The sequence below is a fragment of the Neobacillus muris genome, assembly GCF_943193175.1.
Taxonomy (GTDB): domain Bacteria; phylum Bacillota; class Bacilli; order Bacillales; family Cytobacillaceae; genus Neobacillus; species Neobacillus muris.
In genome coordinates this window covers 13,332-29,128 of sequence record NZ_CALPDF010000054.1, presented here as the reverse complement: position 1 = coordinate 29,128, position 15,797 = coordinate 13,332, and the positions used below count along the sequence as shown (strand labels likewise).

Annotated in this window: 17 protein-coding genes and 1 pseudogene; 6 read left to right on the top strand and 12 right to left on the bottom strand. The window is 35.0% G+C overall.

Annotated features, from left to right (window positions below; translation table 11 throughout):
- Positions 1-87 precede the first annotated feature (87 nt).
- Entirely contained in the window at positions 88-345 is a 258-nt protein-coding gene (locus NFS43_RS22235; protein ID WP_251555087.1) for a hypothetical protein, read from the top strand.
- A 101-nt stretch (positions 346-446) separates the two neighbouring features.
- Here NFS43_RS22235 and lgt read toward each other — a convergent pair.
- Together lgt and NFS43_RS22225 are read right to left on the bottom strand one after the other, a co-directional pair.
- A pseudogene (gene lgt, locus NFS43_RS22230) lies at positions 447-1,209 on the bottom strand (prolipoprotein diacylglyceryl transferase).
- 307 nt (positions 1,210-1,516) lie between these two features.
- Entirely contained in the window at positions 1,517-2,059 is a 543-nt protein-coding gene (locus tag NFS43_RS22225; RefSeq protein WP_251555086.1) for a hypothetical protein, read from the bottom strand.
- A 319-nt stretch (positions 2,060-2,378) separates the two neighbouring features.
- Between NFS43_RS22225 and NFS43_RS22220 the strand changes: the two genes are divergently transcribed.
- The 3 genes from NFS43_RS22220 (at position 2,379) to NFS43_RS22210 (ending at position 4,975) form a co-directional block, all read left to right on the top strand.
- A complete protein-coding gene (locus NFS43_RS22220) occupies positions 2,379-2,660 on the top strand; it encodes an AbrB/MazE/SpoVT family DNA-binding domain-containing protein (RefSeq protein ID WP_251555084.1) in 282 nt (93 codons plus the stop codon).
- A gap of 737 nt (positions 2,661-3,397) precedes the next feature.
- Complete coding sequence (locus tag NFS43_RS22215; protein WP_251555082.1) at positions 3,398-4,483, top strand: YncE family protein; 1,086 nt, start codon at positions 3,398-3,400, stop codon at positions 4,481-4,483.
- Positions 4,484-4,774: 291 nt separating this feature from the next.
- Positions 4,775-4,975, top strand: coding sequence for a hypothetical protein (locus NFS43_RS22210; RefSeq protein WP_251555081.1), 201 nt, complete (start codon positions 4,775-4,777; stop codon positions 4,973-4,975).
- Positions 4,976-5,654: 679 nt separating this feature from the next.
- Here NFS43_RS22210 and NFS43_RS22205 read toward each other — a convergent pair.
- The 8 genes from NFS43_RS22205 to NFS43_RS22170 form a co-directional block, all read right to left on the bottom strand.
- Complete coding sequence (locus NFS43_RS22205; RefSeq protein ID WP_251555080.1) at positions 5,655-6,392, bottom strand: ZIP family metal transporter; 738 nt, start codon at positions 6,390-6,392, stop codon at positions 5,655-5,657.
- Between the two features lie 176 nt (positions 6,393-6,568).
- Complete coding sequence (locus NFS43_RS22200; RefSeq protein ID WP_251555079.1) at positions 6,569-7,504, bottom strand: cation diffusion facilitator family transporter; 936 nt, start codon at positions 7,502-7,504, stop codon at positions 6,569-6,571.
- A gap of 225 nt (positions 7,505-7,729) precedes the next feature.
- A complete protein-coding gene (locus NFS43_RS22195; RefSeq protein ID WP_251555078.1) occupies positions 7,730-7,933 on the bottom strand; it encodes a hypothetical protein in 204 nt (67 codons plus the stop codon).
- An 87-nt stretch (positions 7,934-8,020) separates the two neighbouring features.
- Entirely contained in the window at positions 8,021-9,097 is a 1,077-nt protein-coding gene (locus NFS43_RS22190; protein ID WP_251555077.1) for a copper resistance D family protein, read from the bottom strand.
- 1 nt (position 9,098) lies between these two features.
- Positions 9,099-9,650 (bottom strand): copper resistance CopC family protein, encoded by a 552-nt coding sequence (locus NFS43_RS22185; protein WP_251555076.1) that lies wholly within the window; start codon positions 9,648-9,650, stop codon positions 9,099-9,101.
- A 1-nt stretch (position 9,651) separates the two neighbouring features.
- Positions 9,652-10,275, bottom strand: coding sequence for a class I SAM-dependent methyltransferase (locus NFS43_RS22180; RefSeq protein ID WP_251555075.1), 624 nt, complete (start codon positions 10,273-10,275; stop codon positions 9,652-9,654).
- A gap of 46 nt (positions 10,276-10,321) precedes the next feature.
- Positions 10,322-12,457: a heavy metal translocating P-type ATPase gene (locus tag NFS43_RS22175; RefSeq protein WP_251555073.1), complete on the bottom strand. Its 2,136-nt coding sequence runs from the start codon at positions 12,455-12,457 to the stop codon at positions 10,322-10,324.
- A complete protein-coding gene (locus NFS43_RS22170) occupies positions 12,450-12,818 on the bottom strand; it encodes an ArsR/SmtB family transcription factor (protein WP_251555072.1) in 369 nt (122 codons plus the stop codon). The genes NFS43_RS22175 and NFS43_RS22170 overlap by 8 nt, the downstream gene beginning before the upstream one ends.
- Positions 12,819-13,158: 340 nt before the next feature.
- On the opposite strand from NFS43_RS22170, the gene NFS43_RS22165 reads away from it, so the two are divergent.
- The gene (locus NFS43_RS22165; protein WP_277613998.1) at positions 13,159-13,647 is read left to right on the top strand and encodes a PCYCGC motif-containing (lipo)protein; all 489 of its coding nucleotides are present in this window, start codon (positions 13,159-13,161) and stop codon (positions 13,645-13,647) included.
- Between the two features lie 76 nt (positions 13,648-13,723).
- Here the strand turns inward: NFS43_RS22165 and resA are convergent, their stop codons facing one another.
- Positions 13,724-14,248 carry a thiol-disulfide oxidoreductase ResA gene (resA, locus tag NFS43_RS22160; protein WP_251555071.1) on the bottom strand — a complete coding sequence of 175 codons (525 nt, stop codon included), beginning with the start codon at positions 14,246-14,248 and terminating at the stop codon, positions 13,724-13,726.
- A 50-nt stretch (positions 14,249-14,298) separates the two neighbouring features.
- Entirely contained in the window at positions 14,299-15,033 is a 735-nt protein-coding gene (locus NFS43_RS22155) for an urease accessory protein UreH domain-containing protein (protein ID WP_251555070.1), read from the bottom strand.
- A 347-nt stretch (positions 15,034-15,380) separates the two neighbouring features.
- On the opposite strand from NFS43_RS22155, the gene NFS43_RS24480 reads away from it, so the two are divergent.
- Positions 15,381-15,506 carry a hypothetical protein gene (locus tag NFS43_RS24480; protein ID WP_277613997.1) on the top strand — a complete coding sequence of 42 codons (126 nt, stop codon included), beginning with the start codon at positions 15,381-15,383 and terminating at the stop codon, positions 15,504-15,506.
- The last annotated feature ends 291 nt before the right edge of the window (positions 15,507-15,797 follow it).

Sequence of the window (15,797 nt, the reverse complement as noted above, 5' to 3'; positions counted from 1 at the left end):
GAAACATGTCGAAAAATATTTTTTTGTCACTTCACCAACGGGTCAAACCGTTGATATATCAACATTTATAGAGGGAGTTGTTATATCATGAAAAAAATTGCTGTTAGCATTTTAAGTGGAGCTTTAGTTCTTGGAGCTGGAACAGCTGTATTTGCAGCTGGAAATAACAATTCAGGTGATGGTTTAAGTTTTGAAAAAATGCTGCCTTTCATGCAAAAAATGCATCCAGATTCCTCAAAAGAGGATTTACAAAAAATGTACAAAGCCTGCCATGAGGATGGAGGAATGATGGAGGGTACAAACAATAGTGGTACTGGTACAAAAAATATGATGAATAACCTATAGAAAACCAAAAAAATTCTATTACCACTTATCCGAATACCAAAAGGAAAAGAATGCGCTTAATTCTCGGCGCATTCTTAATTTTTATTTAGCCTTTTTTCTATCTACACCGTATAGTGTTCTTTTGCAAGCTCCTTCCATCTTCTGATAATGATGAAAAATGTGCTAACTCCTAAGAGAAATAATGAAATTACCTGTGCCATTCTCAAGGAATCAGTCAGCATTAAGCTGTCAGTACGTAGTCCTTCTACCAAGAATCGTCCAATTGAGTACCAAATAACATATAAAAGGAACACTTCACCCTGACGTATCAAATGAGTCCGTCTCATAAATAAAAGAATGATGAACCCTATAAAATTCCAAGTTGATTCATATAGAAAAGTAGGATGATAGTAAGAACCATCAATATACATTTGATCAATAATAAACTTTGGCAGATGCAAATTTTCTAATAATGTTCTTGTCACCTCAGCCCCGTGTGCTTCTTGTTGGAGCAATAATATCAGCAAGTTCCCAAAATGTAATACCCTTCCTTTTTGTAAAAACAATCGCCGTTATGGTTCCTCCGATGATCGCTCCGTGAATGGCAATACCACCATGTCAAATAGCAAAGATTTCTCCAAGATTTTCTTTATAGTATCCCCATTCAAAAAGGACATAATAAATTCTTGCGCTTATTATGGCTATAGGTATCGCCCATAATAAGAAATCAGCCAAAATATCTGAGCTTAATCCTAACTTTTTTGACTCTTTAGATGCCAAAATCCATCCCAATAACAACCCAGCACCGATTATTATTCCATACCAGTATACTGTTATTGGGCCAATTTCAAAGGCTACCCTATCAATCTGTTGAATATTTTCCATTACTCACTCACCTCTTGTTTTTACTTGTTAATTACTAATAATTAAAGGCTGAATCCCTATTGGAATGCAGCCACTTAATTTAAGAAGTAATTGATTAATGCGATAATAACTATTGTAATTATCCAAAAGGGCATAAATATTTTATTAGAGATCTTATTTGGCCCTCTATTATTACTACAGCATCCCAAATCACTCACCTCTCTATCCCTGCCATCAGAGTCTTTTACCATGATATAAAATAAAAGTGGATTTTTTATGAAGGAATATTCCCACGGCCCATGCTAAGGATTCTGGTTTCGAAACTCACCTATTTTTTCAACATTTCATCAATTGCTTTGCTTTTTTCCCAATGAAAAATTCGGGAAGGGATTTGATCGATGGTCTTTAAGTCGAGATCAATAAAACTAGGGTTTTTATCGATCTGCCCTTTCCATGTTAAAATTCCTTTTAAATGATGAGAGTCTTGATTAGAAGGCTGCCACTCAAATATTCCGGAATTATTGGTTTCCTTACCAAAGCCTATATTAGCCAATTTAGCAAAATCATACTGTAGTAGATCTCCGGAGTGAGTATTCATAACAACCTCAAATAATAGTTGATTATTGCTGCTTTTTTCTGTTAGTAAGGTAGTTTTTATCTCAACAGTTCCATCATAATTTTCTTTAGTCAATACATTTTCTATACCGCTAACATTAGGTCTGCTCGGCGTATTACCGTTATTCTGAATTTTAGTAATGGTAGTTCCCTTATCCTCATTTCCATTAATAAAATAACTTGTTATAAAAAAGCTGGAAAATCCCACCACGATCACACCAACACCTAACAATATTATTTTTAATCCTTTCAACATTGTCACTCCCCCGTATCCTTTTCCAACAGAATAAAAAATAAGTGTTGAGAAAATATCGAGAAAATATGTTTAAATTGTGGATTATTACTTTATGAGGCGAAAAAATTTCCATAAATATACTTCATCATGATTTTACAGAAAAAACTAGATAGTTAATCTCTTACTACATTTTTTAGCCCCGCATTTATTAAGATTTATGAAATTCTAACTATTTCATAAATCTACAAACTTTCTACACAGTTCCAATTTATAATACCTTGGAAAATCAAATTATTGATTATCTATTATTAAGGAAAAAGGACATAAAGAGGTGAAACCATTGACAAACAAGAAGATTAGTAAAAATGGTCAAATTGGGATCCCAAAACAAGTTCGAAAACAATTAAATATTCAAAATGGGGATTTTTTAACAATTTATTATGATAATGACGTTTTAGTAATTGAGAAATGGGATAATCAACACCATAATCAATTAAACCAATGTATTTTTAGTAATGGGCGAGTTTCAATTCCAATTGAATTAAGGAGAATTCATAATATTGAATTGGACTTCCCTGTAACTATGGAAATATCTAATAAAAAAATTTTATTAAAACAGTGATTACAGCCACAGTTTTTTACCATCTGTGCCATCTTTTTTACCACCCTTATACAAGGAATTTACCAGCAGTAGCCAACCCATTTACCAACCCTCTTACCGTCCGTTCCAAAGGCATTCTTGACACTGATCCTCTGCTCTGGCGGGTATGATGTGGTAGCCCTTGCCGGGCATCCCCCTTGGGCGTCTCGATGGTCGCTGGGGGGCTGCCAGCTGGACAGTTTATCATACCCGCCTACTCAGTATCAAGAAACGCTTCGCTTGCCTTTTCCACTGGGTTCTTTTTAACCCAAGGGTCACTCTGGTAAATACCCTGTCGTTTAGTGGTAAATGCGTTGGCATTGCTTGGTACAAAAGATGTCATTAGTGGTGCATTTCAGTGGCCGTAATCAAACAGGAAAGAACAATACAGTCAATAGAAATGATGGTTAAGTACCAAACTTAATAATAGAGGTTGTTAAGTAACACACTTCTTTTGAAAATTTTCTAAATAATTAAAAAATGTTGCATAGAACTTTATAGGGGTTGGGCTTATAAAGATACTAATGTGGCGCGCTATAAGAGGTACAAATCGCATTAGATTTAGTACCTCTTTTTATTGGAAATGCAAAATCCAAGTAAATCTTTAACAGTAGGTTGTACTACTTCGTTCACAAAAAGGACAAAAAATCTACATGTTTTCTGCAAAAAGTTAATTTATAAATGAATAGTAGATATAACAACATTTTGGAGGTAACAATATGAAAAAGATTGCTTTATTAGCGATACCATTAGCAACGAGTGTCTTTTTAGCCGCTTGTGGAAATACAACAACGACTCCCGACAAAAAAGAGGTTAAGAAGTCGGAACAAACTTCACAAAGCCAACAAGCTGAGGCATCATCTTTCTATTTCACAGCTAATGAAAATGGAATTTCAAAAATTGATGCTAAAACGAATAAGGTTATGAAATCAATCGATGCTGAAGGTGCTGTTCATAATGTCCAAGTATCACCCGATGATAAAATTTTAGGGGCTACGATGGTTCCAAATATGGGCGGACATGGGGAACATGATGGCGATTCAATGGACATGGACATGGATATGAAAATGAATGGTTATGCATTGTTTTATGATATTAAATCTAATAAATTAATACAAAAGGTTGAGGTCGGAGAGCATCCGGCACATATTGTCTTTACGCAGAACAATAAATATGCTCTTGTTACGAATAATGAAAGTAACAACGTATCTGTAATCGATACAACTTCTTACAAAGTGGTTAGCACAATTAAAACTGGTAAAGGTCCACACGGATTCCGAGTTTCAACAGACAGTAAATTTGCCTATATTGCCAATATGAGTGAGGATACAGTAAGTGTAATTGATTTAGATAATTTGAAAGAGACTAAAAAAATTACTGTGGGTAAAGCTCCTGTTACTACTGGAATAACTTCAGACAATAAAACACTAGTAGCAACATTAAATGGAGAAAACAGCCTTGCGATTGTTGATCTTTCTTCTGACAAAGTTGAAAAGGTTCAAGTTAGTACAGGTCCCGCACAAGTTTATATTCAATCCGATGACAAATATGCATTTGTAGCGAACCAAGGTACAACCGAGAATCCTTCAGATACTGTTACAAAAGTCGATTTAAAAACGAAACAAGTTGCTGCTACGATAAAAGTAGGAAAAGGCGCTCATGGAGTAGTAGCAAGTAAAGATAATAAATTTGTTTATGTAACCAATATGTACGATAATACAGTTAGTGTTATAGACAATGATAAAAATGAAGTTGTTGATACAATAAATGTGGGTGAAGTTCCGAACGGAATTACAATACAGTAATTGTAAAAAACGTTAGCCGGGGCTATCTATCTGAAACATTAACATCTAACGAATAATGACTATCAAAATGTTTGTTTTTTTGATAGTCATTTTTTATTAACTATATATCGAGTTCTGAAATTGTCAGTTTACAATAAATTTTGCACATACAATACTTTTATTCAAATTGTAGTATAATGACCATCATTCGGAAGAATTAACACTATCCAAGCTGGAGTATTATAGATTTATCTGTTTAATCGGTGCTTCAAAGATTTGATTTGCACCACTTTAATAATAGGAGGGCTTGAAATGGTCATACAATCTAATATGACTCCAGAAGCAATTGTTGATGTTTGGGGAGACACGGCAAATATTTTCGAAAAGTATAATGTACCTCTTACGAAACAACCATTAGAATCAATAGTTGAAAACGAACTTCTCATTTTGCTGCTTCAAGAATTGAATTCAGTTGTAGGAAGTTCTACTTCAACTTGTATTGAAGGTGGCTGACAGATGCCATCTAAAAAGGGGTAGGTTGCTCCTTAAATATTCGTTTTCAAGCTAAGAGTGCAAAAGTTCAGAAATATGCTACCATTCTTTGTATAGCTACACATGTTGAAAAAGTCATGATGAAAGTTTATGGAGTCTACGATGTACATGTTCATATAGAGCCAAATAAATAAAGAGGCCGTCAGTAAACTGTCGGCTTCATTTTCTTTTAATGGTTGATATTTCTTATCATTGTTTTGCAACAAATAATAAAAACAGCCCTACAAAAAAAGGCTGTTTTCATCTGTATTAATTCAATTTTAACTTAGCAATTTTTATTTATTGTTCATGCGTCCAAGTTATAGATTCCCCAATTGAAGGACAATTTGGGAATTTTTCTCCTTGCTGGAGTACTACATGTTCTCCATCTGCATCTATCTAATGGCCAGATTCCATAACAATTTCTCCAGTTCTATGAGTGTGGCTTGCATGGGTCCACGTGGTAGAATTTCCTGTGGATGGACACTCAGGAAATGTATTCCCCTTTTGCAGTTCTTTTTTTCTCCAGCAGCACAAATATAAGTACCAGTTTCTGACACAGTTTCTCCTGTGTGATGATGATCTGTCATGTGAGTCACAAGAATTCCTTCTTTTTATTGACTAAACAACTGTTAGTCTCTAACTGACCCACTAAATTATTCTATTGATGGGATGGAAGAAAACGTATGAAATAATGCATTCCAATCATTCCTATAAGTACGATTAAAGCCACTTTACCTTTAGGAAGATTTCTGGATTTCTTCCAAAGCAATTCATAAAATGTGACATAACTCATCGTTCCTAAAGTCATTCCCATCAAGACGGTATTCCATTTTAATGAATCTATTCTAATATTCTGGCCTAAAAAAATATTGATACCAATCATGATAGAAAGGATAAAACAATTAAATATAAAAAGGCTATTTTTTCCTTGTATATTCGGAAAGGAACCCATAATAATCATTCCTTCAGGAATATGATGAAGGATAAAAGCGGTTAATAGTCCGTAGTTCATCAATTGGCCTAGTTGCAGACTCATACCAAAGGTGACCCCTGTTGGAATGCTATGAATGATTAGCGCAACTAATAAAAGATAAACTGTCTCATGATTACCCCTGTGAATGCTAGAATTGTTATGTAAAAGAACTTCTGTTGTAATCATAATAAAAATACCAGCCGAAATGCCCGTAAAAATACCAATCGTCTGAAAATGGCTAAAGGTATCAGGTAATAACTCAAATACAAACAAACCCGTTAACAACCCCCCGCAAAGGATTTGTAAGTACACAGTATTTTTATTTAAAAAAAGGAACATAAGTCGAATTGTGAGTCCACCTAAAAACATTGCTCCAAAAATAAGTAGGGTAATTAAAAAGCTTATCTTTATGTCTTCAATCATTCTTAACCCCCATTTTCAAGTCGTCTTGATTGAACATTTTATCAATTTAAGATATGCCAAACCCTAAATATATAGAAGAAAGCACAAGCTTTATTTACACTAGCCCAAAGGTGTATTCTCCTTACACTAATAAAAACAGCAATTCCCTTGTGGAAATTGCTGGCTTGCCAAAGTAGTTAAATGCTACCTTCAGGTTGCAGGGAACAACTAAATGTTCCTTTTTCAATTTGTATTGTGGCATGTTCTATGCCGAATTGATCGTGTAATTCCTTTGTCAATTTTTGAAGCAGTTCATCGTTATCTTCTATTCCAGATCGAATTAAATGAACAGTTAAAGCGGCTTCTGTTGTACTCATACCCCAAACATGTAAGTCATGTACTTCTAAAACTGTTGGTAGATTTTTTAAATAGTCCTTTATTTTGCTAATATCAATTCCTTCAGGAACAGCATCAAGAGATAAATTGAATGATTCTTTTAATAATCCCCATGTACCAATAAAAATGACAACCACAATTACTAAACTTACTACTGGATCTAGCCATTGCCATCCTGTCCAAAGAATAACAAAACCAGCAATAACTACACCTAGAGATACTATAGCGTCGGCAGCCATATGCATAAAAGCACCACGAATATTAAGATCGTTTTTCCTTCCTGACATAAAGAGAAACGCTGTTAAACCATTGATCACAATTCCAATTAGAGCGACAATGATGACCGTTTTTCCTGCTACTGGTTGCGGTGAAGAAAATCTTTGTATCGCCTCCCAAGCAATGGCACCAATTGCTACCAGTAAGAAAACGGCATTAAATAAGGCGGATAGTATAGAACTTCTTTTGAAACCATAAGTCCGCTTATTGCTAGGAGCTTTTTTTCCAAGCCAAACTGCAATCCAAGCAATAACCAATCCAAGAACATCACTTATATTATGTCCCGCATCTGCTAACAGGGCTAGTGAATCGCCCAATATCCCGTAAATTACCTCAACCACGATAAATATAGTGTTTAAAATAATACCAAATCCAAATGCAAAACCAAAACTGGCTGGTGCATGGCTGTGTCCATGACCGTGGCTGTGGCTATGATCATGGCTATGATGATGTTGTCCCATAATAATCTCTCCTAGATCGATTTAAATGTGACAATCATGTTCAATTTATGGATTGTCTATTGATTAAAAAATTGTCGTTCCTACCATTTTAAACGCCATCTAAGATTTTAAAAACATACATAATTGGTATGAAACAATAGATTGGTGAATTCCTGACCCTTCAACAATTCATTAACCGAACACTCTTTTTTATCAGTGTTTCATCTTCCGTATCTCTTCATTAAATTATTTTTTATTCGAGATGGCATCCACACGATTAACATCCTGTTTCGACATAAAAAAGGTCAATACGCCTGATAAGAGGGATCCACCTATGGCAATTAGTATCCTCAAATTAAGCTGTACGGTCGAATGGTATTTTCCTAGCATCCAAGTTGCCACAATCGCTACAACTACCATCATAAATATGACAATTAGGAATCGTTTCATAATCACACTTCCTTTTATTCGTTTTCATATTTGACAAAGTATATTATTATTTTTATTACAGGTTCAGGATGTTATATATTATTAAATCTAAATGAACAAAGAAAGCACCAAGCCCATATATAAAACAAGAATAAATATCACTCCAAATGATACTCCAAGTATAGGTCTTCGCTGTTTGAAACTGAACATAATCATTACTAAAAATAATATTGAAAGTACGATTAACAATCCCGATTGAAAAGACGGCAAAAATTGCATCTGTAAGGTTGAAGGAATATTTTTACCCAATAACCATTCTACCCACTTAGAAGCACCCTCGGACTTTACAGTGAATTCAACATCATGCGGTGGCGATAACGTTCCCATAGCAGCTGTAAAATAAAAAACAAATAATAAAATAATGCTTTCTGCTTTTACCCATAATTTTGGATTAAAAGCTGGTACCATTAATGCTTTCTTTGAAAGCACTCCATTTATAAGGGCAAAAACTAAAACAGGGATGATACTAATATGCTTTAACAGAAGCATTTGTCCATACGGCAAGACCCAAGTCTTGAAATAGTCCTTTGGTTCAACAACAAATGTCATCAGGTAAATACCACTTAGGATAATAATGATTAAGCATATAATTGCAAATGGAGTAAACCACCTTAAAAATTTGGACCAATTAAGTTCTTCCTTCGCGAACCAAGCAACATGAATCAGGATTCCTACCCATAATGTTACAATTAAAAAATGTGTACTATGAGACAAGATGCCTGCCCAAAATGATAACGATGCGACATGGCTGGAATATCCAACAGCTAATATCATTAATAGAACTAAAATTGCTTTCAGGTATTTCGAGCCATTAAGCAAAATGGCCATATACAAAAATGTGGACATAAAACCAATAAAAATCCATGCTCTTCCTACCTGAAAATCATATAAAACAGATTTTATGGCTAACGGAAGACCTACTCCACTTTGAAAATAGGAAACAGTTTGAACGATTGGCCCTAATGAGAAAAAGATAATTCCAAGTGTGGAAAGGAGTAATACTGGTTTAGCCATTATAATTTTAGGCTTATTGGCTTCAGGAACAAATTGCAAGGCAACATGTCCGACTACAATGGAATAAAGTAAATAATTTGCAAACTCAGCTATAGGAATAACAAATCCCATATTAGCGCTTCCTCCTAAATAACAAGAACAACCCGATAAGAAAAATGACTACAATTGCCACGGTGATGATTGTTTTTACGTTAGAAGAATCGGTTGATTGCTTCTCGGATTTTTCATTTACTGATTTTTTTTCATCTGATTTAGAATCTTCCTTTTTAACCGTAACTGGCTCTTTTGTTTCTGTCTTTTGTTCCTCTTCTTTTTCTTCCTTTTGTACTTTAAATGGAATTTCACCCGTTATCGGATGTCCATCTTCTCCAGCTATACTCCATAGAACCCTATATGACCCGTTTTCTAGAGGTTTTGATAAAACAGCGATTAATTGATTTTCTTCTGGTGTAACACTAAGCAAAGGAACTTCTTTACCGTCCAACACTAATCTCATCGTACTCAATGATTCTATTTTCCCTCCATATGTAAGGACGATTTCTTTTAGGTCACCATTAACCACTTGCTCTGATGCCGGATTGGAAGAAATCAATTCCGTGTGCGCACTAGCGATAGTAGGGATCATCACCAACATGCTAATTAATATAAAGAATATTTTTCTCAACTTATTTCCCCTTTCTTTTACATATAATTTTCCTGTACATTCCATTCATCATAACATTTTCATCTTTTATTAAAACACATCGATTTTCAACTACCTTAAATACATCATAAAAATCTAATCCAATATCGGTACCAAATACTTTAACGATGGGTCTTAGGAGTCTTTGTGTTAATTTCATTTTTTTGTTCTTAGGAACAAACTTATCAAAAATTAAAAATTCCTTGTTCACCTTTAGAACCCTAATAATTTCAGCCATTGTTTTGTCCGGATTAGGTACCACGCTAAGAATTAAGCTCGCTACAATAAAATCAAATGATTCCTCTTTAAATTCCATCTTTTGTGCATCCATTTGCAGGAAGGTGACATCTGAATTAGGGTATTTCTCTATTGCCACATTCAACATATCAGCAGAAAAATCAATGGCTGTAATTTGGTATCCTTTGTTTAAAAAGTAAGGAATTTCAGCACCAGTTCCGACACCAACAAGAAGAACTTTATCACCTTTTTCAAGCGAAATATCTTTAAATATCTCTTTCCTTGCCTTTAGGAACATTCCTGAATTAAAAAAATGGTCATAAATGGGGGACCAACACTTATAAATCAAACGGTTCCAACCATTATTCACTTTATCCCCTCCCATTAAAAGGCTCCCCATAACGGGAAGCCTTCAATTATTTGTCTTTTACTCGGAGAAGTCGTAAGCCATTAAGTGTCACGATTAAAGTGGCTCCCATGTCAGCAAATATCGCTATCCATAATGTTAACCAGCCGGGAATAACTAATAGTAATGCAACAAGTTTTATCCCTAAAGAGAAAGTAATGTTTTGTTTGATTATTGATAAAGCTTTTCTGCTTAATTTTAATGTAAATGGCAGTTTACCCAGATCATCAGCCATCAAAGCAATATCTGCAGTTTCTAATGCTGTATCCGTTCCTGCTCCGCCCATAGCAATCCCAACCGTGGAAGCAGCTAAAGCTGGAGCGTCATTTACCCCATCCCCGACCATTGCCACATGGCCATATTTACCTCTAAGGTCTTTAATAAAGGTTAACTTATCTTGAGGTAAAAGGTCTGCTTTAATATCAGAAACCCCCACCTGATGACCTATTGCATTTGCTGTACCTGAATTATCACCAGTTAACATGATTGATTTCTGAATACCCAGTGAGTGAAGTTTCTGTATTACTGCTTTACTATTGCCCCTCACTTCGTCTGCAACAGCTAAAAGTGCCAATATTTCGGTTGAGATACCAGCTACCATTACGGTTTTCCCTTTATTTTGCAGGTCAGAAATGGTTATCTTCAGATTCGACGGAATTCCATTTGTTAAGATCTCATCAAATAGACCGGGACTGCCCACATAATACATTTTACCGTTTACCCTACCTTTGATTCCTTTACCTGTAATAGAAGAGAAATCTTCTATAGCAATGTCTTGGTAGGGTAAATTTTCTTGTTCAGCCTTTTTCATGATAGCTGAAGCCAATGGATGCTGCGAACCATTTTCTAAAGCAGCAATAATGGAAAGCAGATCATTAGCATTTGTATTACCTTGGGGAAGATAATCCGTTGCAACGGGAATCCCTTCCGTTAAGGTTCCCGTTTTATCAAAGGCAATGGCTTTGATTACCCCCATTTCCTCTAAATGTATTCCACCCTTTATAAGAACTCCATTACGCGCTGCATTCCCAATTGCAGTTACAATAGAAACTGGTGTGGAAATGACTAAAGCACAGGGACATCCGACCACTAAAACAGCAAGCCCCTGATAAATCCACTTACTCCAATCTCCATCGAAAAATAATGGTGGCAGCACGGCTACTAACAACGAAATGAACATGATTACTGGTGTATAATACTTGGCAAAACGATCCACAAATGCTTGAGATGGAGCTTTTTCAGCTTGAGCTTCTTCTACAAGATGAATAATTTTTGCAATGGTAGTATCGTCTACATGTTTGGTTACTTTAACTTCAAGAAGTCCTTCTTCGTTTAGGGTTCCAGCGAATACTTCATCATCAATGGTCTTGGAAACTGGAACAGATTCTCCTGTAATTGCAGCTTGGTTCACAGACGATAATCCTTTTAGAACAATTCCATCCATTGCAATTTTCTGTCCGGGTTTTACGATTAAAATATCGCCTATTTGTATATCGTCCACTTCTACTGTAAGCTCTTGATTATCTCTTCGTATTAATGCTTCTTTTGGAGCAATATCCATTAAGGAACGAATAGATTGTCGTGCTTTATCCATCGAGTAGGATTCCAGAACCTCACTAATTGCAAACAGGATGACAACCGTTGCTCCTTCTCCCCATTCACCGATAATAGCTGCTCCTATAACTGCTATTGTCATTAAGGTCCTCATATCAAATTCTAAGCGAAATAAGTTTTTCAGCCCTGTAATAAAAAGACGATATCCGCCTACTAAAATGGACATGCCATAGGCTAAAATCGATGAAATACTTTCTTCTCCATTCATTTGCCCAGATAGCCATCCTATTAGTAAGAAAACAAACGAAGCAATGACCGAAGAATGTTGTTTCAAAAATGGCTCTTTTTTCTCTTCAAACTTTTGTTTTTCAGGAATGACTTTTATATTTTCAAAAGCCCCTGCTTTTTCTAGATCTTCAATTGTTGTTTCTCCATAAACCGTAAGCTTAGAGGCACCGAAATTCACACTCGCATTAACAACACCATCCAGATGTTGTACGTTCTTTTCGAACTTTGTAGCACAGCCAGCTCAGGTGAATCCCTGCACACGATAAACCGTTTTTTGATTTGATTTTTCTATTGCTTCACTCATGATTTTCCACCTCCCTTTGATGCTCAAAGGCAATTTGAATCAGTTGTCTTACATGTTCATCATCTAAAGAATAAAATACTAATTTTCCCTCTTTACGATATTTAGCCAACCCTAAATTACGAAGAAGCCGTAAATGATGAGATGCAGTAGCAGTTGTGCTGCCAACGATGTTGGCTACATCACATACACATAGTTCATCCTCCACACTTAATGCGTAGGCAATTTTAATCCTCGTGTCATCAGATAATGCTTTAAATATTTGTGCAACAGCTAATGTATTTTGTTTAGAAACAGTTTCTTTTACCCGTTTCACTTTTAAATCATCCACACAAGTTACTTCACAAACATCATCGTGCTTCAAGATTTCTACCCCCTTAATCAAACGTCTATTTGAATATTAGTATATGAAATATCATTTGAATAGTCAAACAATTATTTGAATATCTAGTGTCAAATTCGTTTAGATTTTTAACAGAAGATCTTAATTAAACTTCACGAAATGTAACTGTTTATTTTGCAGATACAATATACAGATTACTTCAATTGGGAATGTGTCTAATTATTGAACCAAACTTTAGTAAAAACAGAAATTTTTCTATTTGAATTATTGCATCTATATGTATAATTCGCTATCCTACAAAAGAATATGTTAAATTTACACATAAATAACATTTTAATAGAAGAAAAGAAAGGAAGGTTTGATGAAGAAGTATTTATTTCCTATATTGACTGTCATCACCTTAGTTGCTGGTTGTTCCTCTTCGTCTGAAGATCAGGCAACAAAGGAAAAGCAATCTAACAGTGGGAATAGCAACCCCGTTTTAACTTATAAAATTGGCAGCGATGATTGGTCTGTTATCACTACTAATACTGATAGTCTAAAAATCCTAGAAGCCTATCAGTTTGCTGTTGATCATCCAGAAGTTTTGAATTATATGCCTTGTTATTGTGGTTGTTACGAAGAGGATGGTCACACAAGCAATACAAATTGTTTTGTTGATAGCGTAGAAGGCGATACTGTAACTCTTGATACGATGGGCTTTGGCTGAGGGGTCTGTGTAGACATAGCCCGTGAGGCTAAATCAGAGTTTGAAAAAGGAACACCATTAAAAGAAATTCGAAATATGATAGACGAAAAATATAAAGGGACAGGGACACCCCCTACTCCTACACCAATGCCAGAGGCATAAAAAAACGCTGATTTTTCAGCGTTTTTTTAATTTGGCTATGTTTTTAGATAAATAATATAGCTCTATCACTTTGTAATTATGGTTTGATTCGCTCCATAAACTCCCTTATTTTTTGTTCGGTAAGCTGACCGGTATAATATTCAACTACTATCCCATTTTTATCGATTAAAAAAGTAGCAGGAAGTGGATTAATTCCATACGCATTCATTACTTCTTTATCTTTATCTATCACTATCGGAAAATCAAGTTTATGACGTTCTGCAAAGTCATTTACGGCTAGTTCTGTTTCGGCAATATTTACAGCGATAACCTGTACACCTTTATTTTTAAATTGATTGTATTGATTGTTTATGTAAGGCATTTCCTTCTCACATGGCTTACACCAAGTTCCCCAGAAGTTAAGAAATACTCCTTGCCCTTTATAGTCAGATAATCGATGTTTTTTACCCTGCATATCTGTCAAGATAAAATCTGGAGCCTTTTGTCCTTTAGCCACCTTTACTTTATTATCCTTTGTTAAGTTCGCATACAGGGTATAACCAACCGCCAAACATAAAACGAGTAATATAATTGTCCTCATTACTAATCGACGTTTCTTCATAATCCCCCACCCATTTGCATTTAATTTATTACTTCTTTAGATTTAGTAAATTATAACGACCAATAAGTTAATGTATCAAAAATCCCTAAGATCAGCATAAAAATACCAGCAATCCTTTGAACAATGGCCCCGAATTTCCTCCCTCTTTTCATTAATGCACCGCTGCCGCCAAGATACCAAATTATTAGAATCACAATTAAAAGCGGTAACGCTGTGCCAAGAGCAAATACGGATGGAAGAACAAATCCATATGAACTGGACAACACAACTGGCATTAATGTAACAAAAAACAAAATAAACATGGTCGGACAAAAAGCTAGAGAGAAACTTAATCCTAGCATGAATGATCCGAAACGGCTTCCCTGCTTGTATTCCTTTGACTGTTTAAACAATTTAATGTTACCCTTCAATTTTATGAATCCCAGCATATAGATTCCCACAATAATTAAGATAGGTCCCATTATTTTACGAAGCCAAGGAAAATAAAAAGTCAGATTTTGTTCGATACCCTTCCCCAGCAGCCATACCAATCCACCCAAAAATGAAAAAGCAACAATTTTACCTAATGTAAAGCTAAATACATCCTTCCAGACTATCTTCTTTTGGATAGAACTGTTCCCATATAGTGTAATCGCACTAATATTGCCTGTAAGCTGACAAGGGGCAAGCGCTCCGACAAGACCTAATAGTAAGGCAAATACAATCGGCCAAGATTCTAAACTATTTGCCATATTAAAAAATGGCTGGCTTAAAAAAGTACTAATTTTACTAAGAATACTGTACATTCCATCACCCAAGACTATATTGTAATAGAATTACCATACCATAATACCTTGTAGAAAGTATGGAGATAAAAATTTAGAATAGAAGAAATGATTTCTATCATAATAAACCAAATGTACTTTTGATATAATTATATTTACTATTTCATTTTTTACTGAAGGGGAAAATCCATATGGAAAAGCTAATCGAACAATATTAAAGCGACGAGGAATCAGTATACCATACATGGTTCCTGCATAGCAGTGACCGTTTAAAAGCCTTTCGTACAATCCGAAAAGGACTTGCCAAAGTTATAACGGAAATTGAGGAAGGCAGCTTTGGAAATGACTTTAAAGGCTCTAGTTTAGAAATGGTGATTACAGCTATTTCCGAGCAAAAGCAAGTATTTGAAGGAGCTGCTCACGCCTTTTATTGGAAGCCAAAATTACGCATCCCTGATATCTATGAAAATAGTCAGAATCAAAAAGCTTTTTGACGATTTTTAAAGGCCTGTTTAGAAGCTTCGAGTTCAGATAAAATACTGACAGAAATTTATCAATTGGCTCTTTAAAAATAAAGGGATTAGGTCCTGCCGTGGCAAATATCCTATATTTTTTGCATCCCACTCTTTTTCCTCCTTTTAATACTGCTATAGTCAATGGCTTTAATTTATTATTTAACGAAAAAATTAAGTTAGGCTCTTGGACCGAATACCTGAAAATGCATGATAAAATACTAGAAACAAATGAGCAATATCGTCATTTACTTTCAAAAGATTTAGGTCTTT